Raw genomic sequence first — 23054 nt, forward strand, 5'->3', positions numbered from 1 at the left:
ACACGTTGATTCAGTACAAGAGCCTAAAAGCGCTTATCGGGGGGTAGGGAAGAGCCTCGACTCTTTACCAAGCACGCTTATGCGAAAACTCGCATAAGACCTCCATATGCCATAAATCGCATAAACAAATTTTATGCCCCAAATAGCATATTGCCATTTTATGTGATTTAGGGCATAAAGCGATCTAGGAGAAACCTATGTCGCGTATCGCCCGGTCCCCCCGCCAGTTGGGCAACATCATACAGCGAACCCGCAAGCAGCGGGGCCTGACGCAAACCGAGCTCGCCAATCTGGCGGGGCTACGCCAAGAGATGGTTTCGAAGATCGAGACAGGGCACGAAGCCACCAAGCTCTCGTCGATATACGCATTGTTTGCCGCGCTTGATCTTGAGTTGGTCGTCGACACTCGTTCCGGACGACCGGCCAAGGATATCGAGGACATCTTCTGATGGCGCGCCGCAAGGCACATGCGCCGCTCAATGTCCTCATCAACAATCGCCTCGTCGGGCGATTGCGCAAAGAGGCGAGTGGCGCGGTCAGCTTTCAATATGACCAGACCTGGCTTGACTGGGATCCGGCGTTCGCGATCTCCCTGTCGCTGCCTATGCGCGAAACGGCCTATAGCGGCGAGCAAGTCGTCGCCGTCTTCGACAATCTGTTACCCGACAGTCCAAACGTGCGCAGGCGTGTGGCTGAACGCATGGGGACCCAAGGGGCCGACTACTTCAGCCTGCTGGCAGCAATCGGGCGCGACTGTGTGGGGGCCATGCAGTTCCTGCCCGATGACGTGCCCGCCGATGTCGAGCCCTACGTGAAGGGCGAGCCCGTCAGTGACGAAGAGATTGAAGCCATTCTCGCCAGCCTCGCGACGGCGCCGCTTGGCATGGACAAGGAGCAAGAGTTTCGCATTTCAATCGCGGGCGCCCAGGAAAAGACGGCACTCCTTCGGCATGAAGGCCAATGGATGCGGCCCATCGGGACAACCCCGACCACCCATCTCCTGAAACCTCAACTCGGAGAGATCCCGACCGCCTTCGGTCCGATCGACATGGCAGCGAGCGTCGATAACGAGCATTACTGCCTGAAGCTCATGGAGGCCTTCGGCCTCGATGTCGCACAGACAGAGGTCGTCACATTCGGCGAGCGGCGCGTGCTGGTGGTCGAACGCTTCGATCGGCGCTGGCGAAATGTCGGGCATCTTCTGCGCCTGCCGCAGGAAGACTGTTGCCAGGCAATGGGCATACCATCGGCGCAGAAATACCAGAACAATGGCGGCCCAGGCATGGCCGATATCCTGACCCTGCTGCAACGCTCGGACGAGCCGCAGATGGATCAAGTGGATTTCTTTAAGAGCCAGATCCTGTTCTGGCTGATCGGGGCAACAGACGGGCACGGCAAGAATTTCAGCTTATTCCTGAAGCCGGAGGGCCGGTACAGTCTGACGCCGTTCTACGATGTGCTCTCTGCACAGCCCGCTTTCGACAAGCGCCAGATTCCGAACAACAAATACAAGCTCGCCATGTCGGTTGGCAAAAGTCGCCACTACCGCATCCTGGAAGTGGTCGGACGGCACTTCGTACAGTCCGGCAAGGCGGCCGGCCTCGGCTCCACCCTCATGAAGAAGGCCATTACAGACATTCTTGAGCGCGCCAAGAACGCGCCGGACAAGGCACTGTCCCTTATGCCGGGCGATTTCGCGCAAGAGGTACATGACAGCATCGCGGCCAGTATGCCTGCCCGGTTGCGCCTACTCGAAACGGCGTTTGAGGAGTTGTAATTCGAGCTCGTCGCGAAAGAACCATCGGAGAGCATAAGGCACGCGTACCCAGTGAAATGTCGTGCCGGAGTTGCCGCTTCCCCGAAACAAGTGGCCAGCGACCAACGCAACGAAGACTGAGTCGGCTGCCCTCAGGCATGGAAGGACCGCACCCATTGCAAAATGGTACCGATCGATCTCATCGACATGAAGTTACCGTTCGGTTGCACGTCAAACTCTTCTACTCTGAACAAATCCCGATCGGTAAGAAATGGCAGGAGCCAAGCTGACTGCTGAAAATTCTGCCCGATCGGGAAAATTTGGTCACTGTAACGGACGGCTGCGGGGGCGTCCGCGACGGCGTCCTCGAGGCGCTTCCGGTTTCGCCTTCCCGCTCTTCGCTTTCCCCTGAATTATCGGCACGGGTCTGGGGCCAGCCGCCGCCTCCCGCAGGCTGTCGAGATAGTCTGACCAATGCTGCATCATGGCTACCCGCTCGTCCCAATATTCGCCGCGCGCGTAGGCACGGCGAACCGATGAAGCTTCCTGGTGGGCCAACTGCCGCTCGATGGCATCCGGGTTCCACCGGCCCATTTCGTTGAGCAGGGTCGCAGCCATTGCCCGGAAGCCATGAGCGGTCATTTCACCGTTGGCGTACCCCATCCGACGCAAGGCCTGGTTCACGCCGTTCTCCGACATAGGCCGCCTCGGGCTTCCCATGCAGGGGAAGAGGTGCTGGCGATGGCCAGTCAACTCTCTGAGTTCCTCGATCATGGCCAGAGCTTGCCGGGAGAGAGGTACCCTGTGCGGCCGCCGCATCTTCATCTTCTCGACCGGGATCGACCAGATCGCCTTGTCGACATCGATCTCGGTCCATTCCGCCTGGCGCAGTTCGCCCGGGCGGACGAACAGGTGCGGGGAGAGCCTTAGCGCCATTCTTGTGACCGCCTGGCCGTTGTAGGCGTCGATGGTTTGGAGAAGGATCCCGACCTCGTCCGGATCGATGATAGCGGCGTGGTGTGTTGTCCGTGGCGTAGTCAGGGCACCGCGCAAATCGGCGGCCACATCGCGGTCGCAGCGCGCGGTCGCAATGCCATAGCGGAACACCCGGCTCAGCACGCTTCGCATGCGGCGCGCACTCTCATAACGACCGTTAGCCTCGACCTTGCGAAGAACGGCGAGAGCCTCGTGGGGGGTGATGCCGTTGATCGGGTGCGTTCCGATTAGCGGATAGGCCATGCTCAAAAGCCAACGAACCTTGTCGAGGGTGACTTCGGCGCGTCCCTCGCGTTCGCACTTGCCGAGCCACTCCTGCGCGACATCCTTGAAGGAGGTCGCCGAGGCAAATTTGGCCACGACTTTCGCTCGCTTCTTTTCCAGGACAGGGTCGATGCCGTCGGCGACCGCCTTTCTGGCCTCACGGCACTTTTCGCGGGCTTCGGCGAGCGAGACCGTTGGCCAAGCCCCGATGTGCAGCGCCTTCTGGCGGCCGGCGAAGCGGTAGCGGAAACACCAGAGCTTCGATCCGGTGGAATTGATGAGGAGGACGAGACCCTGTCCGTCGGCGAGTCTGTAGGGCTTGGGCTTTGGCTTGGCGGCACTGATCTGGAGTTGTGTGAGCATCGTCGTGATCCCGGTTTTTCCGGGCCCGCCCAACAGCCACGACAACAGCCACAAATGTGTGGTTATTGTGCTGGAAGCAGCTGGAACAACCCGGACGGTTGCCAGCGATCTTCGATGAAAATGTGCTTTGAAACCAGCCTCTTGCTGGATCTCCCCGGACGTTGCCGGGGAGAACATATGGTGCCCAGAAGAGGACTCGAACCTCCACGCCCTTGCGAGCGCCAGCACCTGAAGCTGGTGCGTCTACCAATTCCGCCATCTGGGCACGGGGCGTAGGGCAAAGCGCCTTCCGCCGGGTAGGAGGGCGCCGATAAGGGGTGGCGGCGGGGCTGTCAACAAGGCTTTGGCAAAAGAATGGGATTCCTTTGTTTTGGTTCCAGCTTCGCCATTGAATCGGCTATGGAGGCTGTGCCATTGGGGAGGCTGTGCCATTGGGGCGGCTGTGCCATTGGGGCGGCTGTGCCATTGGGGCAGCTGTGCCATTGGGCATTCGCGACGGTGCGCCGGTTTCGACAGGCGGCGAATCGCGATGACTGATCATCACCGTGTGGCGACACGCGGCGCAACTGACATCTTGAGGACTGAGCATGACCATCGGCAGGACGCGCGATCTGGACGGCAAGCTTATCGCGCTGGTTGGGGGGACCGGGTTTCTCGGGACGCACCTCGCGCAGGAATTGCTCGATCGTGGTGCGCGCCTGCGCATTGCCAGCCGGCATCCCGAGCAGGGGTTCAAGGTCAAGCCGTTGGGCAATCTGGGCCAGGTCCAGATCGTCGCGGTCGATGTGACCAAGCCGCACACGCTGCGGGTCGCGCTGACCGGCGTCGATGCGGTGGTCAATCTGGTCGGCGCCTTTTCCGGCAATCTCGATGACGTGCAGGGCAAGGGCGCCGGGCAGATCGCCGCAATTGCGCGTGAGGCGGGGGCGCGGGCGTTTGTCCATGTTTCCGCGATCGGCGCCGATGCGGCTTCGCCGATTGCCTATGCCCGGACCAAGGCCGAGGGCGAAGCGGCCGTGCTGGCTGCCTTTCCCGACGCGGTGGTGCTGCGTCCTTCGGTGCTGTTCGGATCGGACGACCGGTTTCTGACGCTGTTTGCCGGGCTGATGGCGATGCCGGTCCTGCCGGTCTTTGCGCCTGCGGCCAGATTGCAGCCGCTCGATGTCGATGACGCGGCGCAAGCGATCGGCAATGTGCTTGCAGCGCCTGCGGTCCATGCCGGAAAGACCTGTGAACTGGCCGGGCCCGAAGTGCTGAGCGTGCTGGAGCTGAACCGCCGCATCGCGCGCGCCACTCGCCGTTCGCCGCTGTTTGTCGAATTGTCCGACGGGATGGGCAGCCTGATCGCGGCATTGCCGTTCACGCCGATTTCACGCGATCAATATGCGCTGCTGCGTCAGGGCAATGTCGCTTCGGGCGCGTTGCCGGGGATTCGCGATCTCGGCGTGCCGCCGCGCCCGCTCGACCTGTTTCTCGACCGCTGGCTGGTGACCTGGCGCAAGCATGGCCGGTTCGGGACGCGCGTCGGCGCCGTCTGAACGGGGGCCTGATCGGGCGGGCAGGCCCCCGTTCAGGCGTTTACGTCGCCATAGTGATCGGGCGGTTTGATCACGTCCATGCGTTCGGTCAGCAGCGGGCGAAAGCTGGGACGGCTTTTCAGCGCCGAATACCAGCCGCGCGCCTGTTCGTGCTGTGACCAGTCGATTCCGCCGAGATAGTCGGCCACCGAAATCTGCGCCGCTGCGGCAAGATCGGCGAGGCTCATGGTCGCTCCTGCCAGCCACGGGCGATTGTCGATCAGGAAATCGACATAGTCGAGATAGTCGTTGGCCAGCCGGATCGTTTCGCGCAACGAGCGGGCATCGGGCGGCTGGCGCAGGATCAGGCGCTTTTTCATCCGCTCGTCGAGCAGCGGGCCGGTAACGCCTGCAAAGAAGTTTTCGTCGAACAGCGCGACCAGCCGGCGGATTTCGGCGCGATTGGCCGCAGTGCCGTTGATCATCGGCGCCTTGTCGACGGTCTCTTCGAAATATTCGGTGATGGCCCGGCTGTCGACCAGAACGAGGCCGCGTTCCGGATTGGTCAGAACCGGCGTGCGCAGCGCAGGGTTGAGCATCTGGAACTCTTCGCGCTGTTCCCACGGGTTTTCGCGCACGAGTTCATAGCCGACGCCTTTTTCGCTGAGCAGAAGGCGAACCTTGCGGCTGAACGGACAGATCGGAAACTGGTAAAGGTGCCACATGATACCCGCCATAATGGCCGATCGCACAAAGCCAAGTCCAGCATGACAATCACCCCATGAACAAGTTTGGCACCCCATGAACAAGTTTGGCACCCCATGGGCAAGTTTGGCACCCCATGGACAAGTTTGCCATTCTTTCCGCGATCACCGCAGCAGGCGCATCCGTTCGCGCAGGGTATCGATGGCGATCTGTTCGATCTGTGCCTCGGGGCAATCCGCTTCGAGCAAGGCGGCGAGCGAGCGTTGTTTCTGGGCAATGAGATCGATCGCCTGAAGCGTGTCGACATGGCGCATGGCGATGTCCATGTCGACACACAGCGTGGCGCCGAGCGCCTCCACTTCCTGCGAGAGCTCTTCCAGCACCACCGCGATCTGGCGGTGGGTGGCGACGTTGACCATCGAAGGCCTCCTGCTTGTGCGGCCGCCTGATGCGCCGACCTGATGGCTTTTGCCCCGGTGTGCGGCGCTCAGGCGGCTTCGACGAGTTGTGCCCCGTCGGTCAGCGCGGCGAGATTGAGCACCATGACCATGTGATCCTCGATCGCGGCGAGCCCTTCGAGAAAGGGGACGACGGTATCCTGGCCTGCGGTCGGCGGCGGCGGTTGCAAGGCGTTGTCGGGCACGGTGACGATGTCGCTGACCGAATCGACGATCCATCCGCCGACCTGGGCACCGATCTGGGTGACGATGATCGCATGGCGCGGGGTCGGTTCGGTCGCTCGCCAGCCGAGCCGGGCGGCAAGGTCGATGACCGGCAGCACCGTGCCGCGCAAGTTGACGACGCCGGCAACATAATGCGGCACGCGGGGGAGCCGGGTTGTCGGGCTCCAGGCGCGGATTTCGCGGATCGACATGATGTCGAGCCCGAAGACCTGCCCTTCGACTTCGAAAGTGATCAGTTCGCGAAGCATGGCTCTTCTCCTGGCCTGGTGCACGGCGTTCAATGCGCAACGCGGCGAACGGCCGCGACAAGTTTGGCCGGGTCAAACGGCTTGACGATCCAGCCGGTCGCCCCGGCAGCGCGCGCGCGCGCCTTCTTGTCCTCGCTGCTTTCGGTGGTCAGCACGAGAATCGGCCGGTCGCGATGGCGGCTGCCTTCGCGCAGCCGCTCGATCAGGCCAAAGCCGTCGAGCCGGGGCATGTTGATGTCGGTGATCACGACATCGACTTCGTTGAGCGCCAGCCAGTCGAGCGCGGCCATGCCGTCTTCGGCCTGAGACACGTCGAAACCTTGCGTGGTGAGCGCGTGGTTGAGCAGCGCCCGCATCGACGGGCTGTCGTCAACAGTAAGAACGCGGGTAGCGGTGGTCATGCTGGTTGGCTCGCTGGTTGTGGAATGGCTGGGGGGTGAGGAAAGACGGGGGGGTGTGGAATGGCGGGATGCGCAATCGGCAAGAGGGTGCGGTGCCGTCGCGGGCGGGGTTTCAGAAAAGCTCGACATCGCCGGTGGCCTTTTCGGGTCTCATGGTGGGCTGTACCGGCGGGGCAAAGCGATCCTCGACATGGCGACAGCGCACCTGGCCCGACGCGGGCCGGAAATCGACGCGTCGGGCACTGGTCCCGCCAAGGTCGGATCGCAGCAGTTCGATTCCTTCGCGCTGAATGAAGCTTCGGGCGAAATCGGCGTTGGCACTGCCGATGCGCATCATGTTGCGGTTGACGTTGGCCCCGCCATAGAGATGGGCCTTCAGCCTGCTTTTGCGCGCGCCCCTGGCCATCATCTGGTTGACCAGAAGCTCCATGAGATAAGTGCCGTAATATTCGTCGACGGGGCCGCCGCGGGTGCTGGCCGGCGGTTCGGCGAGCAGGAAGTGATTCATCCCGCCCAGATGCGCCTCGGGATCAAACAGGCATAGCGCGACGCAACTGCCAAGCACGGTCGACAACTCTGCGCGGGCATCGCCGCTGACCAGAGCCTGCCCCTGCATCACCGTGATGCGTTCGGGCGGCGGCGGGGAACCGGGGGGAAGGATGCGTTGTTCGAACATCGGTCAGGCAGCTTTGTTGAATGCGTGGCGGGCGATTTGCCCGATCGGGGCGATGACATTTGCGGCGCCGAGCGAGATCGCGGCGCGCGGCATGCCGAACACCGTGCATGTCGCTTCGTCCTGGGCGATCGTGCGCGCGCCCTGTTGGGCCATCGCCAACAGGCCTTGCGCGCCGTCGCAGCCCATTCCGGTCAGCAGGATGCCGATCGCGCCGGCGCCCGCGACCCTGGCTACCGAGCCGAACAGGACATCGACCGAAGGCCGATGGCCCGAGACTCGCTCGCCCTCGCGCAGGCGGCATGACAAAGTGCTGCTGCCGCTCACGGTCAGATGTCGCGCGTCGCCGGGGGCGAGATAGACGTGGCCGTCGCGCAGCGGCATGTCCGGTTCGGCCAGCAGAATGCGCGGCGGGCAATGCTGATCGAGCGTGCGCGCCACCGCCGGGGCAAAGCGCGCCGCGATGTGTTGCACGATCAACGTCGGCGGGCACATTTCCGGAAATCCGCCGAGCAGGATCTGCAAGGCTTCGACTCCGCCGGTCGACGAACCGATCGCGATCACGCGCGGCCGGTCGGCGAGCGAATGACGCGCTTCGCTGGCGAGGCGTTGCGAAACGGGCGACCGTTCGCCAAAGCGGACGCGCGCCGCCTCGCGAATGAGGCCGGCGAGCAGACCGGCATCGTCAAACGGCAGACCGCCCGACTTTTCCGACTTGGCATAACAATTGACTGCGCCGAGCGCGAGCGCGCGCGCCGTCGTATCGGCGCCCTTTTGCGTCGAACCGGAGACCACGATCACCGGCGTCGGGCGCAGCGCCATGATCTTTTCGAGAAAGTCGAGCCCGTTCATGCCGGGCATTTCGACATCGAGCGTGATCACGTCGGGATCGAGTTCGCGAATCATCGCGCGTCCTTCGGCGGCGTTGCAGGCGGCGCCGACCACGGCAATGTCGCCTTCGCGTTCGAGGCGGGTCTTGAGAATCGCGCGCATTGTCGGCGAATCCTCGACTATCACAACGCGAATGGGCACCACACGAATGGGGGCCGCGACCCGGTTTGCGGGATGGGCATCGATCATGCGGCAGCTCTCCTGCGATAGACGGTCGGTCCGGTCGGCAGGAGCTGGTCGAGCGCCGGGCCGGTGACCCGTTCGCTGTGTCCGACATAGAGCGTGCCTTCGGGCGCCAGCATCCCGGCAAAGCGCGAAACGAGCCGCTCTTTTGTGGGAGTATCGAAATATATCATGACGTTACGGCAAAATATCACGTCAAACCGGCCTTGCATCGGCCAGTCACCGAGAAAGTTGAGCGTGCGAAAGCGGACCAGCGCGCGCAATTCCGGCGCGATCTCGGTTTCGTCGCCGTTGGTTGTCGTCCATGCCGTGCGCAAGGGTTGCGGAACGGGTTTCAGGTCTTCGCTGCGATAGCGCGCGGCAACCGCCTTGCTCAGCGCATGGGCGGCGATGTCGCTGGCCAGGATGCGGATGTCCTGCCGTGCGAGCGCCAGTCCGGCCTTGCGATCGGGGCCGAGCAAGGTCATCCCCAGCGACCAGGTTTCCTCGCCGCTGGAACAGCCCGCCGACCACAGGCGCACTTTGCCGCCCTGTTCGAGCCGCCGGACCAGTTGCGGGCGGACGGTATCGCGGAAATGGTCGAAATGGTGCGATTCGCGGTAAAAAAACGTGTGATTGGTGGTCAGCGCGCAGATCGTCTTTGACCGTTCGGCCGCGTCTTCGCGAATGCGCAGGACATAGGCGCCGAATGTTGCGCAGCCCGAATTGCGCACCAGCGGGGCCAGCCGCGAATAGACCAGCATCGCCTTGCCCTCGGGCAGGACGATCCCCGCCTCGCGATAGGCGATTTCGCTGATCGCGCGGAAGTCATCGGCGCCATAGACGCCGGGGCTGATCCCGGGCAGCGACTCGGCAAAGGAGGCCATGATCGTCATGCGGCCTCGACGAAACCGGTGTCGAACTGGCCTGCGGCGAATTGGCCTGCATCCGACAGGCTGTTGGCGACAAGGCCGTCGACATCGACGATCAGTGCCACGCGCCCGTCGCCCAGGATCGTTGCGCCCGCGACGCCTTCGACCGAGCGGTAATGCGTGTCGAGGCTCTTGATCACCACCTGGCGCTGGTCACAGATCGCATCGACCAGCAGCGCGGCGCGGCCCGCGCCTTCGGTTTCGACGACGATCAGCACCCCTTCCTCGGGCCGTTCGACCGCGCCTGCCGCGCCGACCGCAGCATAGAGCGGCAGGACCGGGATGAACCGGCCGCGCACGTTGATCATCGCCCTGTGTGCGCCGAGACCTTGCACTTCCTTGGGCTCGGGGCGCAGGCTTTCGACCACGTTGGCCAGCGGCACGACCAGCGTCTGGTCGCCGACATTGACGACCATGCCGTCGGAAATCGCCAGCGTCAGCGGCAGGGTCATGGTAAACGTGGTGCCCGAGCCGGGCTCGGATTCGATCGTGATCCGCCCGCCCAGTTCCTTTACGTTCTGGCGCACGACGTCCATGCCGACGCCGCGTCCGGAAATGTTGGAAATCGACTGCGCGGTGGAAAAGCCGGGGGCAAAGATCAGCAGGTCGATCTCTTCCTTCGACATGATCACGTCGGGCACGACGAGGCCCTTTTCGATCGCCTTGGCCAGAACGCGTTCGCGGTCGATCCCGCGCCCGTCATCGGCAATGCGGATCAGGATGCGCCCGGATTTGTGTTCGGCCGACAGCGTCAGCGTGCCTTCGGGCGATTTGCCCGCAGCGAGGCGTTCCTCGGCCGGTTCGATCCCGTGGTCGACCGCATTGCGGATCAGGTGCGTGAGCGGTTCGCCCAGCCGTTCGATCACTGTCTTGTCGAGCTCGGTGCTTTCGCCCGAAACGTCGAGCCGCACGTGCTTTCCGGTGCTCGCGGTCAATTCGCGCAAGATGCGCGGCACCCGGCTGAAGACCGAACCGATCGGCTGGGCGCGGATTGCCATCGCCGATTCCTGGATGTCGCGGGTCAATCCTTCGAGCAGCGCCAGTTCTTCGGTGGCGGCAAGGCCGTCACCGGCGAGCCGCTGCGCCATCATCGCCTGGGCGATGACCAGTTCGCCGACCGCGTCGATCAATTTGTCGAGCTTGCCCAGTTCGATTCGAATCGACTGGCCCATGGCCGGAGGGGCGGGAGGAGGCGCTGCGGATGGGGCAGGTGCCGTTTGGGCCGATGCAGGCGGCGCGGCGGCGACCGGGGGCTGCGCGGCGGGTTTGGCCATCGGCGTCGCGGCGGCCTTCGGGGCGGGCGCGGCGGCGATCGGGGGAGCGGCCTGAGCCACAGGAGCGAGCGCGCGCGGTTCGGGCAGGCGGACGGGCGGCATGGGGGCATCGTCGCCAATCGCCAGGCCGCATTCGTCGCCGACAAAGTCGAACACGTCGCGGACCATCGCCTCGTCTACCTCGCCGGGGATGGCAAAGGTCCAGCCGAGATAGCCGGTGCCCGGATCGAGCGAATCGAGCGGGGGAACCTGACTGACATCGCAGGCGATGCACATCGCGCCGAAATCAATGACATCGCGCAGCATGAGCAGCGGTTCGCTGCCATTGCGCATCGCACCGGCGTGGGGGCGCACTTTGACCACCCAGCTCGTATCGGCATCGTCGTCCGGCGCGTCTGAGGATTCGGCGATGCTCGTCGAGCCGGTAATATCGTCGAGCATCGCGGCGAAATCGAAATCGCTGGTCACCTCGTCGTCGTCGTCATGGGCATGAACCGTCGGCGGTGATGCGGGCTGCGCCTCTGCCGCCGGGGCGGGCGCGGGGGCAGAGCCCGCATTGGCGGCCATCGCCGCAGTCAGCTCTGCCTGCAATGCGGCATCGTCGGGGGTTTCGCCCAGGCCACGCGCCGCGCCGACATGGTCGCTCAGCGTGTCAAGCGCGCGCAACATGAGTTCGATCAGCGCATCGGTGATCGGCACGGTTCCATCGCGCACGTCCGACAAAAGCGTTTCGAATGTGTGGGTATAGCCCTGAAGCGCGATATAGCCGAATGCGCCGGCGCCGCCCTTGATCGAATGAACCCCCCGGAACACCGCGTTGACGGTGTCATCGTCCTGAGTCCCGGCCATGCACGCGGCAAGACCCTGCTCGGCGGCGGCAAGCGATTCTTCGCATTCGGCGAAGAAGATGGCCTGAATTTCCTCGGCGTTCATGCGCAGATCCCCTTGCCCGTTGCGGGCGCGTCATCGAACAGCTCTGCCGAGAGGCCAAGCCGGCGCGCGGTCTCGCGCAAATGCGGCGAGGCCTCGATCACTGCGCCGTCGCCGGTGCGCCGCGCGCTGACCAGCACTTGCAGCATGGCCTGACCGATCTGCGTGCATTCGCGCGCATCGATCGTCAGCGTGCCCGCGTCGAGCGCGGCGATCATTTCCGGCAAAAGCGCCTCGGCCGCGGCCCGGTCGCATCGGGAAGGCAGGCTGATCGTGGGCATGGGGCGGGTTTCCTCAAAATGCGATCGGAGTGAAGCAATCTGGCGAATCGTGGCGGCCATCCCAGCGTGTCCGGCCCGATGGGTCCGGATGACGCGATCAACAGGGAGGGCTGCACGTCCAGTTGCCGGGCTTAGACGCCAAGCGGCAAAGGTCGGCTTGCCGAAGCCTTAGGGTGAGATACCTACCCCCGACCTCAGGATTTGCTGGCGCCTTGACGGTTAACTGGATGCCAAGCAGGCGTCGCGGCACAGCGACGCGAAATTTGGCCAAGGGTATTTGTACCATGCACGAAGCACGCGTTCTGGTTGTCGACGATTCTGCGGCGATGCGCGCCCTGTTTTCGGACATCCTGGACCAGGCGAAGAACGTTCGCGTGGTAGGGACGGCCCGCAGCGCCGATGACGCGCGCGAACAGATTGCCGAGCTCAAGCCCAATGTGATCACGCTCGATGTGGAAATGCCGGGCATGAGCGGGATCGATTTCCTTGAGGAAATCATGGAAAAAGATCCGCTTCCGGTGGTCATGCTGTCATCGCTGACTCAGGCGGGGACCGAAACGTCGCTGCGTGCGTTTGAACTCGGCGCGGTCGAATGCTTTCCCAAGCCGCTCAAGGCGACGCCCGAGCAGTTTGCGAAATCGGTCGGCAAGCTGGGCAAGATCGTGCTCGCTGCGGCCAATTCGAATGTCCGCGACCGCAAGGTGCGCACCGAGCAGAAGACGAGCGAGGCGCCTTTCGAATGGAACGGTCACCTTGTCGCGGTCAGCGCCTCGATGGGCGGGATCGATGCATTGACCACCATGCTGGGCCAGTTTCCGGGCAATTGTCCGCCGACTCTGGTCTGTCTTCAGGCCGAACCGATGGTCGTCGACACGTTCATCAAGCGGCTCGATGACATGCTCAAGTGTCATGTCCGGCCCGCCAGGGACGGCGCGACGCTGACGCAGGGGACGATTTACATCGCCGCCGATCCGGAACGCCATGTCGTGGTCGAAGTGGGTTCGCCGCCGCGTCTGCGGCTGATGGAGCGCGATCCGGTCGACGGCGCGCGGCCTTCGGCCAATCTGATGTTCGGATCGATTGCGCGCGGTGCCATCCCCACGGTGGGCGCCGTGCTGACCGGGATGGGCAGCGATGGTGCGCGGGGCCTGCGGCTGCTGCGCGAAGCCGGCAGCGAGACATTTGTTCAGGATCGCAAGACAGCCCTGGTAAGCGAGGCGCCCGAAGCGGTGATCGCGCTCGATGCTGCCAGTCGCGAAGTGCCGCTGGCCGAGATGGGCGCGGCGGTGCTGGCGCGTTGCGGGATCGGCTGATCGCGCGGGGCCACCCCTTTTTTCCACCCCTGAGCGCGCGCTACCCCCTGAATGGCGCGCCCCAAACTGCCCGGAACCGCGCCATGCGGTTCCGGGCATCTTTTTTTGGGCAACTACGCGGCGGGACAAACGGCTGCTGGCGCCGAGAATGCCGCCCTTCCCGGCCTTGAGCCGGGAACATGCTCTATTGGCGTTTGAATTACGCCTACTGGCCCTGGAATTACGCGTGATGATTTGAACCGTTGCGCATTTCTGTTTGAATATCGTTCCCAAACCGGATCGAAAGTCGACTGGTCTTTGCTCGAAAAATCGTTAGCTTGGTGGCGTGGGCAACAGGGCTGGAGTTGTGATGAACAAAGTGAAGATCGCCGCGCTGGCAGCGACGGCGTTGGCTTGTCTGTCACTCGAAGGATGCGGGGGTGCGGATTCGGGCGGGGGCGGCGTTCAGTCCACCCCGACGCCGCCGCCACCTGCCGGCGCCAATGCCAGCCTGCTCGGTTCGCTGAAAAGCGAAACTTTTGTCAACGACGCAACACAAGGCGCGCTCACCGTAGCCAATGGTGCAGGGTCGGTTGCCGCTGGCGCCACAACCGCCAGCTTTGTCTATAATGCCGCGTCGCAAACTTACACGATGACGGTCGGGGGGCATTCGCAAAGCTTTGGCCCATCGAACATCGACCCGTCCCTGACCAACAGCCAGATTACCACGTACATCATCAAATCCGGCAATACGACCGACAGCCTCACTTTGACCAAGCCCGGCACCAGCGGGCATTTTACCTATGAATACGTGGGCGCGGCGTTTTGGCAGAATACCAATCTGGCCTCGACCAGTTCGGGCAACGGCAGCCTGTATGCCGTCGCGTATGGCGAACCCACGCCGGCGAGCGGGGTTCCCACAAGCGGCACCGCGACCTATGGAATCGATATGCTCGGCGCGCAGACAACCGGCACGACCGTGTCGGGCATTTCCGGCACCGGTTCCTTGTTGGTCAACTTTTCGACCGGCGCGCTGGCTCTGGGCGGATCGTTGACGTCTGGCGGCGGTTTCAGTGGCGGTGGCGCGTTATCCAGTTCGGGCAGTTTTTCCGGTGCGTTCAATTTGTCCACTACCTACGCGGACGGTAGCGGGCAGATGAGCGGACGGTTGTACGGGCCTGCCGGCCAGGAAATCGGTGGTTCATTCTATACGGCGAACGATGGCACCAATGTGGCGGCGGGCGTGTTTCTGGGCCGTACCGGGGCAGCCGGGGCGACTGACACGAGCTTTGCCAGCCAGGCCGGTGCCGAGTTGCTCAACGCCGATCTGGTGGTGCAAAACGGCAAAACCAACGGTCAGTTGGGAACGGCAGCACTGGGCCTGATGAATCAGGGCATGCCGTCAATTGTGTTCATCGGACCCGGTTCTTCGTGGGCGATGTCGTATGCATACTGGCCTGTGACCTATCCCCACCCGCTTGCAGTGACCAATGCTCTGGCATCGGCGAACGGGCAAGGCGTGATTCTGACGGATACGGCTGCGAACCAATATGTGCGGGCGGGGGTCTATTTCGACAAGACCGGTGCGAGCCCGGTCTATGACCAGTTCACTTTTGGATTCGAGACTCCCGCATCTGCCGTACCGCGCACCGGTTATGCCGCCTATGACACGTTTATCGACGGTATACTCGTCCCGTCAGGCACCACAGCAAGCCCGACCGAAGTCGTCGGTAGCGGAACTGTCGGGATCAATCTGGCAAGCGGCGCGGTGACGACGGCGGCGACATTGCAGGATGTCGGGTCATCCCTCACCAATCTGGGAACGCTGGCGGGCACCGGCACGCTATCATCGGCCGCCAACAGTTTCTCCGGCACGCTGACGGTCGCGGGGGCCACGAATTATTCAGGCAACTGGCAAGGGCGGCTTTACGGCCCGGCTGCCACCGAAATCGGCGCGGTTTTCAACGGGGCGGGGGCCGATGGCAGCAGTCTGACCGGAACGATGACCGGGGTTTTCAACCCGGCGATCCTCGATCCCGCAGCAACACTGGCTACGCTCACTCGTCCGGCGACGTTTGCCGCGAACGAGTCCATTTACTCGAATGTGCCCTATACATTCCCCGGCTATACACAGTTGGCGTTCAGGGGCGTCACCCAGATCACCTACGATCCGGTGAACCAGACATACACAATCGGATCGACCGGCCTCAAATTCAATGCCGATGGCCTGCCTCTGCTTACAGGGACAGTCACCGCAGCAGATGTGGTGCCGGCGCAAAGCGATGCGACTTTCACAGCCTATGCCACGCCCACGATGACCGGGCGGATCCTCAATTCCGGGCCATCCAATCCGACTATCCAATTGTCCTATCTCAGTTTTGCAGAAATGGCCCAGACTGTATCGCAAGGGGGGAGCAATCCCAGCTATACGGTCGATCATTTCGAGTTGTTCGGCATCCCGACCGCGCAATCCTCCATGCCCACCTCCGGCTCGGCAACCTATTCGGGCGTGGTCTATGGCCGGGGAAATGTTTACGCGTTTGGGACCGGGGACTTCGTTCTTGGGGGAGCCGGGCAATTGAGCGCCAATTTCGCGTCCGGAGCACTGACTTCGACACTGACCCTGAATGCAACGCCGGTTGGCGGTGGCACTACGCAGGCGGTGGGCAGCATCGACTATGCCGGGACAATCACCGGAACGTCGTTTGGCGCGAATGCAACCGCTGGCACCGGACAGATGGCTGGCGGTTTTTACGGACCTGGCGCTGCTGAAGCGGGTGCAGCGTTTTCGTATGAAGGGCGCACCTACGCCCAGCCGCTTTCAGTCAATGTGGCAGGCGTGTTTGTCGGAAAGAAGAACTAGGAACCGGTTTCTCGCATCGCCGTCTCCGTGCCGTTATCCGTTTTTGTGCACCGCGCTAACTGACGGCGTTGTCTGTGAATTCCGGCGACACCGAATTCCGGTGAGACAATGCCCAATTGCCCCAAAGAACCAGCGGGTTCCCGGCTCTGGGCCGGGAAGACGTGTGGTTGCCTGTGTGGCGCGCGTTCGTTTGCCCACCTGAAGCGACGGGGGGTACTTTCGGGACGCTGGGCTTTTCAGGAGGCGGGGGCTGCGCCGAGCATGGCTGCGCGGATCTCGATGAAATCCTGCCGGATCTGCGCAAGGCCGGCGGCATCGAAAGTCAGCACGCTGTCGAGGATCGTGGTGCGCGCTGCCATATAGAGCTGAAGCAGGGCCTGCCCGGTCGGGGCATTGCCGTCCACGCCCATTTGCAGCGCGGTCAGCGCCGCCACCGCGCGAGTCAGCGCGGCGCTCTTTGCGCCGTTATCGCCGCGCCCGTTGGCATGGATCGCGCGGCCGACCGATCCGGCGACCTGTTCGAGGCACAGATCGACCAGCTGGCGCGAATTCGCCCCTTTGACACGGGCGTCGAAATCGACGCGGCGATAGGCTTCGGAAGGATCGCGGTTGAGCAGCATATCAGCCCGATGTCGTGCTGTTGGTCCACAGCGCGATTTGCTGGGTCAGGAACGACTGGGTCGACTTGTCCGCCGTGACCACGGAGTTGAGCGCTGAAAACTGCGTCAGCAGCGTGGCGCGCAGCGCGGCCTGTTGCGTGGCGATCTTGCTCAATTGCGTGGTGATGCTGCTTTGTTGCGTCGTGAGCGACTTGGAGGAGCCGGCCAGGGAATTCGGGTCGCTTGAATTGTTGACCTGCAGCGACAAGTCTTCGAGCGTTCCATAGATACCGTTGGCGCCGGTGGTGAACATCGCGGCCACGGCCTGTGGATGGGCTGACAGCGCGCTGTTGAGAACCGTCGAATCGAGCGAGAACGTGCCGTCCTTGTTGGTGGTCAGGCCAAGATCGCCCAGCGTTGCGGGCTGACCGCTGGTCGCATAGGGCATGATCGTGGTCGAACTGAGCGCAGACAGCGCCTGCTGCATTTGGCGCGCGCCCGAATTGTTGGCGAGCGCGGCGCCCGCGGCGGTATCGGTATTGAGCGTGCTCACGATCGAATTGAGCGCGGTGACCAGATCGCTCATCGCGGTGCTGACCGAACTGGTCGGATCGCTGAAACTGATCGTCGTCGGGCTACCCTTGTTGGTCCCGGTCAGATTGAGCGAGATGCCGGGCGCCGCATCGGTGATCGAATTCGACGCCGATGTGCGCGTCACCCCGTTCAGGATATAGCTCGCATCGGTGGCCGAGGCGGCGAGCGTTGCGCCGGTCGTCGAACTGCTGGTGGGGTTCCATGCGAATTGCGACAGGCCGGGGTCCGACGAATCTTCGGTCGCGCTGACGGTAAAGGCGTTCGCGGCGCCTTGCTGGCCGGAAATCACCAATTGCTGACCGTTGGAATTGCTGGCGACATAGGCCGTCACACCGGCTCCTGCGGCATTGATCGCGCTGGCCACTGTGGCCAGGGAAGAGCCCGATGCGATATTGACCGTGATCGCGCTTTGGCTGCCGGCGGTAAAAGTCGATCCCGAAACCGTGCCGAGCTGGATCGTCAGGCTGCCCGAGCCGACATCGGTCGCCGAAGACGAAATTGTCGGGCTGGCGATGGTCTGCCCCTGGGCGAGCGTGTCGACTTCGAGAGTCGAGGTGCCGCTGCCCGAGGTGGTGCCGGGGCTGACGGTCGCGACCGCGCTGTTGGCGATCTGCGGCGTCGAGGCAAGGCTGCCGGTGGTGATCATCGTGTCGAGCGAACTGGCCAGCGTCGACATCAGGTTCATCAGCGAGGACGAATCCGAAATCTGGGTCGCCAGTGTCGATGTGCGCGTATTGAGCGTGTCGATCTGGCCGGAATATTCCGCGGAGGACAGTTCGTCGGCCAGACTGCTGGCATTGATGTCGCCACTGACGCCAAGCGCCGTCAGCAGCGCCTCGGTCGCGCTGCCGGTCGAGGTTGTCGAGGTGCTGGCGGTCGACGATGTCGCGCTCGTGGTCGAGCTGGTCGTGCCGGTTGACGAGCTGGTGGAAGAGACTGTGGTCATACCGGAAAGAACGACCGATCGTGTAGCGGGTTAAGGGATCGCAGGCGCCATTTCATGCGTTTACGCCTGGGTGATTTCAAGCGCGCCATCGGCATCGAAACGCACGTCCAGCGGCACTTCGACATGCGGCGCAGGCGGGCTTTCGCCGCGTTTCAGGCTCATCACAAAGGCCAGCACGGCGGCCACCGCGACATAGAGCTCTTCGCGGATCACCTGGTTTTCGCGCGTGGTGTAATAGACCGATCGGGCGAGCGCGGGATATTCGAGCAGCGGCACGCCGAATTCGTTCGCCAGTTCGCGCATCGCCAGCGCGGTTTCGCCGCGCCCTTTGGCCAGCACGATCGGCGCGGGCGCAATGTCGGGATCATAGCTCAGCGCGACGGCGAAATGGGTAGGGTTGGTGATGATGAACTGCGCTTCCTGCACCGCCTTGCGCACCGATCCCTTGGCGATGGCGCGCTGGCGGCGGCGTTGCGCGGCCTTGCTTTCCGGGCTGCCCTCGGTTTCCTTGTGTTCGTCCTGGATTTCCTGGCGGCTCATGCGCAGACGGTGCTGGCGGCGGACCCACTGGATCGGAAAATCGCTCAGCGCGATCAGCAGCAGCCCGGACGCGAGATAGACCAGCAGCATGGTGATCGCATTCCAGGCAAAGCCGAGCTGGGCATGAAGCTGCCCCGCGCCCAGACTGGCAAATGTCGCCAGCCGCGACCGGAGCCACACCCAGGACAGCGTGCCGAGCAGCGCCAGCTTGGCCAGCCCCTTGCCGATCTCGATCAGCCCTTGCACGCCGAACATGCGCGACAGGCCGTTTACGGGGTTGAGCCGCGATGCCTTTGGCGCAAGATTGCCCGCGACAAAGGCGCCGTCGCCCAGCCCCAGCTGCACAAACAGCGATCCCGCCAGCACGCAGATGCCCAGCACCAGCACCGGGGGCAGCACCCCGCCCAGCGAATCGAGCAGCATGGCGCCGGGGTCAAACCGGTCGAGCGTATCGTGATCCCACACGAACCCCAGCCGCATCGCCTTGGTCAGCCCGCGCATGATCCATGGGCCCGCCAGAATGAGCCAGGCCACGCCCACCGCGATCCCCGTGGCCACGGTCAATTCGCGCGAACGCAGGACATCGCCGCCCTCGATCGCCTCGCGCCTGCGCTTGGCGGTCGGGGCAAAGGTCTTTTCGCCGGCGTCTTCGGACATCGTTTGCGCGCCTTTCTATTTCACCAGCAGCGCGGCGCTATAGGCCACGGCGGTATGCGCCAGCTCGGTCAGCCGGTCGCCGATCAGCGGCGCCGACGCGATCAGCGCGGTGATCCCCGCCAGCACCCCGGCAGGCAGGCCCAGCGCCATGAGATTGAGCGCGGGGGCAGACCGCCCGATCGTCCCGGTGACAATCTGCACGACCAGCAAAAGCAGCACGACCGGCAGCGCGATCGACAGCCCGGCAAGGAACATGTCGCCCGCAAAGGCGTCGATCATGTGCAGCCGGTCGGGCGTCATCCACGGTGTTCCCGGCGGAAAAGTGCGATAGCTTTCGACCAGCAGGCTGATCCAGTCGAGATGGGCGCCGACGCCAAAGAACAGCACGGTCAGCACGACGCTGAAATATTGTCCCAACACCGCCGAATGCGCGCCGTTGATCGGATCGGCGGTCGAGGCGATGGCCATGCCCATCCCCGCGCCGATCATTTCCGCGCCGATCAACGGCGCGGCAAAGGCCAACTGCATGACAAAGCCGATGGCAAGGCCGATCACCATTTCGCCGCCCAGATCGACAAGCCCTGCCAGCGAGAGGATCGCGGGCGGCGCGACGACCGACGTCCAGCCGCAGACAAACGCGGCCAGCGCGCCGGTCAGGATCACGCGCACTTGCGGCGGAACCGCGCCTGCGCCGAACAGCGGGGCGGCAAACAGCGCCGCGCCGATCCGCGTCATCACGAAAAGAAAGCGCCAGAACTCCGCTTCAAGCGGGCCAAAGCCGAAATCGAGCCCGATCATCGGCCTGTAGTCGCGATCTGGGCCATGACGTCCTTGAGGAAATCGCCCGCCAGCGCGAGCATCGCCCCGCCGAGCAGGACGAGCACGAGCGTCGTCACCGCCAGCTTCGGCACGAATGTCAGCGTCTGTTCGTTGACCGACGTCGCCGCCTGGATGATCCCGACGACCAGCCCGACGGCAAGATTGGCCAGCAAGACGGGCACGGCGGCGAGCGCTGCGGTCCACAGCATGCGGTCGGCCAGCGCGAGCAGGGTTGCGGTATCGTCCATCGTGAAGATCCGATTCAGGTAAAGCTGGAGGCCAGGCTCGCCATCAGCAGCGACCAGCCGTCGACCAGCACGAACAGCAAGAGCTTGAACGGCAGCGACACGACCGTCGGGCTCATCATCATCATCCCCAGGCTCATCAGCACCGAGGACACCACGATGTCGATCACCAGAAACGGCAGAAACAGCATGAAGCCGATCTGGAACGCGGTTTTCAGTTCGCTGGTGACAAAGGCGGGCAGCAGGATCGAAAAGGGCACGTCGGCCTGACTGGCAAAGCGCGGGGCATGGGCCATGTCGGCAAACATCAGCAGATCGCGCTGGCGCGTCTGGCGGATCATGAACGTGTGAAATTCGCGCCCGCCGGCGACAAAGGCCTGTTCGGCGTTGATCGTACCGGCCGAATAGGGCTGAATCGCATTGGCGTTCACTTTGTCGAGCGTCGGCGCCATGACGAACAGCGAGAGGAACAGCGACAGCCCGATCAGCACCGGATTGGGCGGCGCCTGTTGCAGCCCGAGCGCCTGACGCAAAAGCGACAGCACGATCAGGATGCGGGTAAAACTGGTCATCATCAGCACGAGGCTGGGCAGGATGGTCAGCAGCCCCATGATCAGCAGCAGTTGCAGCGACAGCGCCAGACTGCCCTTGCTCTGCGCACCCGACAGTTCGCCAAAGGCGCGGTCGAGCGCGCCGGGGATCGCGCCGCCGCCGGGGTTGGCGCCGGTTGCCGCAGCGGTTCCGGCCTGCGCCGCTTGCGCATGGGCCCCCCCGGCAAGCGTCAGGGCCAGGATCACGACGGACGCGATCAGCACGGCACGCCAGATGGCGGAGATGCGAAGGGGTAGCGCCAGATCAGGCATCATCGCCCCCTTTGGGCGACCGGGCCGGACCCTCGGCCAGCCGCACCAGCCCCTGCTTCGACGTGGAGACGAGGATTTCCCGATCGTGAAACGCGATCACCGCCAGCCGCATGGTGGGCGACAACATGCGCGTTTCGACGATACGCAGGCCCGATGATGGCCCCTCGCTCATCGCAAAGCGCCCTTCGAGCCGCTTCGCCAGACGCAGCGAGCCCCAGGCGACGAGCCCGATCAGCGGCAGCAGGACGATCAGCTTGGCGATATACCACAGCATCACTGCGACCCTCCTGCGCGTCGGCGCGGCTCTTCGGGGGCCATGCCCTCCTGGCCGACCAGTTCGACGATGCGCAGGCCAAACCGTTCGCCCTGGGTTACGACTTCGCCGCGCGCGATGAGTTTGCCGTTGACCATCACATCGAGCAGTTCGTCGGTCATGCGGTCGAGCACGACGACGCTGTCGGTGGTCAGGCCGAGCACGTCCTTGAGCTTCATGTCGGTGCGGCCGAGTTCTACGGTCAGGCGCACATCGACATCCTTGATCAGGTCGAAGCCGCGGGGGGTGAAGGTCATTGCTACCTCGTGTTCGAATGGCTGATCGGGGTGCGATCAGGTGATTTGGGGGATCAGGAAAGCTGGGTGATCTGGATCGCGACGCGCTCGTCGACGGCGCCGATGGTTCCATGGGCGATGGGATGCCCGATGGTCTGCCCCATCGCCTGTTGCCCGGCGATCAGCGGAACCTGCCGGGCGATCGGCAAATTCAGCACTTGCCCAGGCTCCAGCCGCGTGACGACATGGAGCGGCAGCCGGGTATCGACCAGCAGCGCGGTCAGCCGCAGCGGCATCGCGGCAAAGGGTTCGCTTTCGGGGGCGGCGGGGGCAGCGGGGCTGCGCGCGCCCGCGTCGGTCTGGCCCGTCATGCCGGTCAGCATCGGCAGCGCTGTCAGCGGCAGCGCCAGACGGATCGGCCAGGGCGCGCGGGTGCCTTCGGATATGGCGATGTCGAGCACGGCGAGCCGCGTCGATCCGGCAAAGGGCTGCAACTGGCCAAGGTCGGTATCGCGGCGCAACGGACGGATCGTCGGGCGCGCGGCACTTGTTCCGCCCAGCGCTTCGCCCAGCCGTGCCGCCAGAATCGTCTCGATGCGCTGAACCATGAGGTCCGCCGACATCGGCAATTCGCGCGGCATCGGTCGCGGCGCTTCGCCGGGGCCGCCGAAGGCCCGGTCGACCAGCCGCAGCACCGCTTCGGCATCGATCGCGCTCAACAGGCGATCGGGCATCGGCGAGGCGCTATAGGTGCTGTAGGCGCACAGGCCTTCGGCGGCGAAATCGGCAAAGGCGACTTCGTGCGGGGCCGCGATCGCGACATCGAGCGGATCGCCGCCGCACAGCCGCGCCAGGGCGCCGCGCAACGCGCGCGCCAGCCGCGCCGCCGCGTGATCGAGCGCGGTCATGAGGTCGGCCTGGGCGGGGCCGGGGCGCAGCAGCGCCGCGCTGTGGCGGGCCAGCGCGCGCTCGGCGACGATGTCGAAGTCCTGTCTCATGGGCCAAAGACCT

24 protein-coding genes and 1 tRNA gene are annotated in these 23054 nt (G+C 63.9%); 5 read left to right on the forward strand and 20 right to left on the reverse strand.

Annotated features, from left to right (window positions below):
- The first annotated feature begins 197 nt into the window (after positions 1-197).
- Both AQZ50_RS17600 and AQZ50_RS17605 read left to right on the forward strand, forming a co-directional pair.
- The gene (locus tag AQZ50_RS17600; protein WP_067748296.1) at positions 198-449 is read left to right on the forward strand and encodes a helix-turn-helix domain-containing protein; all 252 of its coding nucleotides are present in this window, start codon (positions 198-200) and stop codon (positions 447-449) included.
- Complete coding sequence (locus tag AQZ50_RS17605) at positions 449-1777, forward strand: type II toxin-antitoxin system HipA family toxin (protein ID WP_067748298.1); 1329 nt, start codon at positions 449-451, stop codon at positions 1775-1777. Before AQZ50_RS17600 ends, AQZ50_RS17605 begins: the two co-directional genes overlap by 1 nt.
- A 303-nt stretch (positions 1778-2080) precedes the next feature.
- On the opposite strand, the gene AQZ50_RS17610 is transcribed toward AQZ50_RS17605, so the two are convergent.
- Positions 2081-3379 (reverse strand): tyrosine-type recombinase/integrase, encoded by a 1299-nt coding sequence (locus AQZ50_RS17610; RefSeq protein ID WP_082703774.1) that lies wholly within the window; start codon positions 3377-3379, stop codon positions 2081-2083.
- 178 nt (positions 3380-3557) lie between these two features.
- Positions 3558-3644 (reverse strand) — tRNA-Leu (locus AQZ50_RS17615).
- Positions 3645-3966: 322 nt separating this feature from the next.
- Between AQZ50_RS17615 and AQZ50_RS17620 the strand changes: the two genes are divergently transcribed.
- Positions 3967-4917 (forward strand): complex I NDUFA9 subunit family protein, encoded by a 951-nt coding sequence (locus AQZ50_RS17620; RefSeq protein ID WP_067748300.1) that lies wholly within the window; start codon positions 3967-3969, stop codon positions 4915-4917.
- Between the two features lie 32 nt (positions 4918-4949).
- Here AQZ50_RS17620 and AQZ50_RS17625 read toward each other — a convergent pair whose 3' ends face one another.
- The 9 genes from AQZ50_RS17625 to AQZ50_RS17665 form a co-directional block, all read right to left on the reverse strand.
- Entirely contained in the window at positions 4950-5621 is a 672-nt protein-coding gene (locus AQZ50_RS17625; protein WP_067748404.1) for a glutathione S-transferase family protein, read from the reverse strand.
- 144 nt (positions 5622-5765) lie between these two features.
- Positions 5766-6020 (reverse strand): hypothetical protein, encoded by a 255-nt coding sequence (locus AQZ50_RS17630; protein WP_067748302.1) that lies wholly within the window; start codon positions 6018-6020, stop codon positions 5766-5768.
- A 68-nt stretch (positions 6021-6088) separates the two neighbouring features.
- On the reverse strand, positions 6089-6532 hold the full coding sequence (locus AQZ50_RS17635) for a chemotaxis protein CheW (RefSeq protein ID WP_067748304.1): 444 nt from the start codon (positions 6530-6532) through the stop codon (positions 6089-6091).
- Positions 6533-6561: 29 nt separating this feature from the next.
- Complete coding sequence (locus AQZ50_RS17640) at positions 6562-6888, reverse strand: response regulator (protein WP_067748305.1); 327 nt, start codon at positions 6886-6888, stop codon at positions 6562-6564.
- 157 nt (positions 6889-7045) lie between these two features.
- Positions 7046-7609: a chemotaxis protein CheD gene (locus tag AQZ50_RS17645; RefSeq protein ID WP_067748306.1), complete on the reverse strand. Its 564-nt coding sequence runs from the start codon at positions 7607-7609 to the stop codon at positions 7046-7048.
- Positions 7610-7612: 3 nt separating this feature from the next.
- Positions 7613-8686, reverse strand: a complete 1074-nt coding sequence (gene cheB, locus AQZ50_RS17650; protein WP_231730388.1) for a chemotaxis-specific protein-glutamate methyltransferase CheB — start codon at positions 8684-8686, stop codon at positions 7613-7615.
- A complete protein-coding gene (locus AQZ50_RS17655) occupies positions 8683-9555 on the reverse strand; it encodes a CheR family methyltransferase (protein ID WP_067748308.1) in 873 nt (290 codons plus the stop codon). The genes cheB and AQZ50_RS17655 overlap by 4 nt, the downstream gene beginning before the upstream one ends.
- The gene (locus AQZ50_RS17660) at positions 9552-11798 is read right to left on the reverse strand and encodes a chemotaxis protein CheA (RefSeq protein ID WP_067748309.1); all 2247 of its coding nucleotides are present in this window, start codon (positions 11796-11798) and stop codon (positions 9552-9554) included. The genes AQZ50_RS17655 and AQZ50_RS17660 overlap by 4 nt, the downstream gene beginning before the upstream one ends.
- Entirely contained in the window at positions 11795-12076 is a 282-nt protein-coding gene (locus AQZ50_RS17665; RefSeq protein ID WP_067748408.1) for an STAS domain-containing protein, read from the reverse strand. The genes AQZ50_RS17660 and AQZ50_RS17665 overlap by 4 nt, the downstream gene beginning before the upstream one ends.
- 284 nt (positions 12077-12360) lie before the next feature.
- Between AQZ50_RS17665 and AQZ50_RS17670 the strand changes: the two genes are divergently transcribed.
- Complete coding sequence (locus AQZ50_RS17670) at positions 12361-13389, forward strand: chemotaxis protein CheB (RefSeq protein ID WP_067748311.1); 1029 nt, start codon at positions 12361-12363, stop codon at positions 13387-13389.
- Between the two features lie 349 nt (positions 13390-13738).
- Positions 13739-16231, forward strand: a complete 2493-nt coding sequence (locus AQZ50_RS17675) for a transferrin-binding protein-like solute binding protein (protein ID WP_067748313.1) — start codon at positions 13739-13741, stop codon at positions 16229-16231.
- A gap of 236 nt (positions 16232-16467) precedes the next feature.
- Here AQZ50_RS17675 and fliS read toward each other — a convergent pair whose 3' ends face one another.
- From fliS to AQZ50_RS17720, 9 genes are read right to left on the reverse strand one after another with little or no spacing between them, the layout of a single operon-like run.
- The gene (fliS, locus tag AQZ50_RS17680) at positions 16468-16851 is read right to left on the reverse strand and encodes a flagellar export chaperone FliS (RefSeq protein ID WP_067748315.1); all 384 of its coding nucleotides are present in this window, start codon (positions 16849-16851) and stop codon (positions 16468-16470) included.
- A gap of 1 nt (position 16852) precedes the next feature.
- Positions 16853-18370: a flagellar filament capping protein FliD gene (fliD, locus tag AQZ50_RS17685; protein WP_067748317.1), complete on the reverse strand. Its 1518-nt coding sequence runs from the start codon at positions 18368-18370 to the stop codon at positions 16853-16855.
- Positions 18371-18430: 60 nt separating this feature from the next.
- Positions 18431-19567 (reverse strand): EscU/YscU/HrcU family type III secretion system export apparatus switch protein, encoded by a 1137-nt coding sequence (locus AQZ50_RS17690; protein WP_067748319.1) that lies wholly within the window; start codon positions 19565-19567, stop codon positions 18431-18433.
- Positions 19568-19582: 15 nt separating this feature from the next.
- Positions 19583-20365 carry a flagellar biosynthetic protein FliR gene (locus AQZ50_RS17695; RefSeq protein WP_067748320.1) on the reverse strand — a complete coding sequence of 261 codons (783 nt, stop codon included), beginning with the start codon at positions 20363-20365 and terminating at the stop codon, positions 19583-19585.
- A complete protein-coding gene (locus AQZ50_RS17700) occupies positions 20362-20634 on the reverse strand; it encodes a flagellar biosynthetic protein FliQ (RefSeq protein ID WP_067748322.1) in 273 nt (90 codons plus the stop codon). Before AQZ50_RS17700 ends, AQZ50_RS17695 begins: the two co-directional genes overlap by 4 nt.
- Before the next feature lie 14 nt (positions 20635-20648).
- On the reverse strand, positions 20649-21494 hold the full coding sequence (gene fliP, locus AQZ50_RS17705) for a flagellar type III secretion system pore protein FliP (protein ID WP_067748410.1): 846 nt from the start codon (positions 21492-21494) through the stop codon (positions 20649-20651).
- Positions 21487-21768, reverse strand: coding sequence for a flagellar biosynthetic protein FliO (locus tag AQZ50_RS17710; protein ID WP_067748324.1), 282 nt, complete (start codon positions 21766-21768; stop codon positions 21487-21489). The genes fliP and AQZ50_RS17710 overlap by 8 nt, the downstream gene beginning before the upstream one ends.
- Positions 21768-22064: a flagellar motor switch protein FliN gene (fliN, locus tag AQZ50_RS17715; RefSeq protein WP_067748326.1), complete on the reverse strand. Its 297-nt coding sequence runs from the start codon at positions 22062-22064 to the stop codon at positions 21768-21770. Before fliN ends, AQZ50_RS17710 begins: the two co-directional genes overlap by 1 nt.
- Positions 22065-22117: 53 nt before the next feature.
- The gene (locus AQZ50_RS17720; RefSeq protein WP_067748328.1) at positions 22118-23041 is read right to left on the reverse strand and encodes a FliM/FliN family flagellar motor switch protein; all 924 of its coding nucleotides are present in this window, start codon (positions 23039-23041) and stop codon (positions 22118-22120) included.
- Positions 23042-23054: the final 13 nt, after the last annotated feature.

Source organism: Novosphingobium sp. Fuku2-ISO-50, from assembly GCF_001519055.1.
GTDB lineage: Bacteria > Pseudomonadota > Alphaproteobacteria > Sphingomonadales > Sphingomonadaceae > Novosphingobium.

What these genes read in the sequence shown, in the direction of transcription:
- AQZ50_RS17655 (WP_067748308.1), bottom strand. Translation starts at nt 9,555, where the DNA reads ATGACGATCATGGCCTCCTTTGCCGAGTCGCTGCCCGGGATCAGCCCC.
- AQZ50_RS17635 (WP_067748304.1), bottom strand. Translation starts at nt 6,532, where the DNA reads ATGCTTCGCGAACTGATCACTTTCGAAGTCGAAGGGCAGGTCTTCGGG.
- AQZ50_RS17700 (WP_067748322.1), bottom strand. Translation starts at nt 20,634, where the DNA reads ATGGACGATACCGCAACCCTGCTCGCGCTGGCCGACCGCATGCTGTGG.
- fliN (WP_067748326.1), bottom strand. Translation starts at nt 22,064, where the DNA reads ATGACCTTCACCCCCCGCGGCTTCGACCTGATCAAGGATGTCGATGTG.
- AQZ50_RS17630 (WP_067748302.1), bottom strand. Translation starts at nt 6,020, where the DNA reads ATGGTCAACGTCGCCACCCACCGCCAGATCGCGGTGGTGCTGGAAGAG.
- AQZ50_RS17675 (WP_067748313.1), top strand. Translation starts at nt 13,739, where the DNA reads ATGAACAAAGTGAAGATCGCCGCGCTGGCAGCGACGGCGTTGGCTTGT.
- AQZ50_RS17670 (WP_067748311.1), top strand. Translation starts at nt 12,361, where the DNA reads ATGCACGAAGCACGCGTTCTGGTTGTCGACGATTCTGCGGCGATGCGC.
- AQZ50_RS17720 (WP_067748328.1), bottom strand. Translation starts at nt 23,041, where the DNA reads ATGAGACAGGACTTCGACATCGTCGCCGAGCGCGCGCTGGCCCGCCAC.
- fliS (WP_067748315.1), bottom strand. Translation starts at nt 16,851, where the DNA reads ATGCTGCTCAACCGCGATCCTTCCGAAGCCTATCGCCGCGTCGATTTC.
- fliP (WP_067748410.1), bottom strand. Translation starts at nt 21,494, where the DNA reads ATGCCTGATCTGGCGCTACCCCTTCGCATCTCCGCCATCTGGCGTGCC.
- AQZ50_RS17710 (WP_067748324.1), bottom strand. Translation starts at nt 21,768, where the DNA reads ATGCTGTGGTATATCGCCAAGCTGATCGTCCTGCTGCCGCTGATCGGG.
- fliD (WP_067748317.1), bottom strand. Translation starts at nt 18,370, where the DNA reads ATGACCACAGTCTCTTCCACCAGCTCGTCAACCGGCACGACCAGCTCG.
- AQZ50_RS17690 (WP_067748319.1), bottom strand. Translation starts at nt 19,567, where the DNA reads ATGTCCGAAGACGCCGGCGAAAAGACCTTTGCCCCGACCGCCAAGCGC.
- AQZ50_RS17665 (WP_067748408.1), bottom strand. Translation starts at nt 12,076, where the DNA reads ATGCCCACGATCAGCCTGCCTTCCCGATGCGACCGGGCCGCGGCCGAG.
- AQZ50_RS17625 (WP_067748404.1), bottom strand. Translation starts at nt 5,621, where the DNA reads ATGTGGCACCTTTACCAGTTTCCGATCTGTCCGTTCAGCCGCAAGGTT.
- AQZ50_RS17610 (WP_082703774.1), bottom strand. Translation starts at nt 3,379, where the DNA reads ATGCTCACACAACTCCAGATCAGTGCCGCCAAGCCAAAGCCCAAGCCC.
- AQZ50_RS17640 (WP_067748305.1), bottom strand. Translation starts at nt 6,888, where the DNA reads ATGCGGGCGCTGCTCAACCACGCGCTCACCACGCAAGGTTTCGACGTG.
- AQZ50_RS17645 (WP_067748306.1), bottom strand. Translation starts at nt 7,609, where the DNA reads ATGTTCGAACAACGCATCCTTCCCCCCGGTTCCCCGCCGCCGCCCGAA.
- cheB (WP_231730388.1), bottom strand. Translation starts at nt 8,686, where the DNA reads ATGATCGATGCCCATCCCGCAAACCGGGTCGCGGCCCCCATTCGTGTG.
- AQZ50_RS17660 (WP_067748309.1), bottom strand. Translation starts at nt 11,798, where the DNA reads ATGAACGCCGAGGAAATTCAGGCCATCTTCTTCGCCGAATGCGAAGAA.
- AQZ50_RS17695 (WP_067748320.1), bottom strand. Translation starts at nt 20,365, where the DNA reads ATGATCGGGCTCGATTTCGGCTTTGGCCCGCTTGAAGCGGAGTTCTGG.
- AQZ50_RS17600 (WP_067748296.1), top strand. Translation starts at nt 198, where the DNA reads ATGTCGCGTATCGCCCGGTCCCCCCGCCAGTTGGGCAACATCATACAG.
- AQZ50_RS17620 (WP_067748300.1), top strand. Translation starts at nt 3,967, where the DNA reads ATGACCATCGGCAGGACGCGCGATCTGGACGGCAAGCTTATCGCGCTG.
- AQZ50_RS17605 (WP_067748298.1), top strand. Translation starts at nt 449, where the DNA reads ATGGCGCGCCGCAAGGCACATGCGCCGCTCAATGTCCTCATCAACAAT.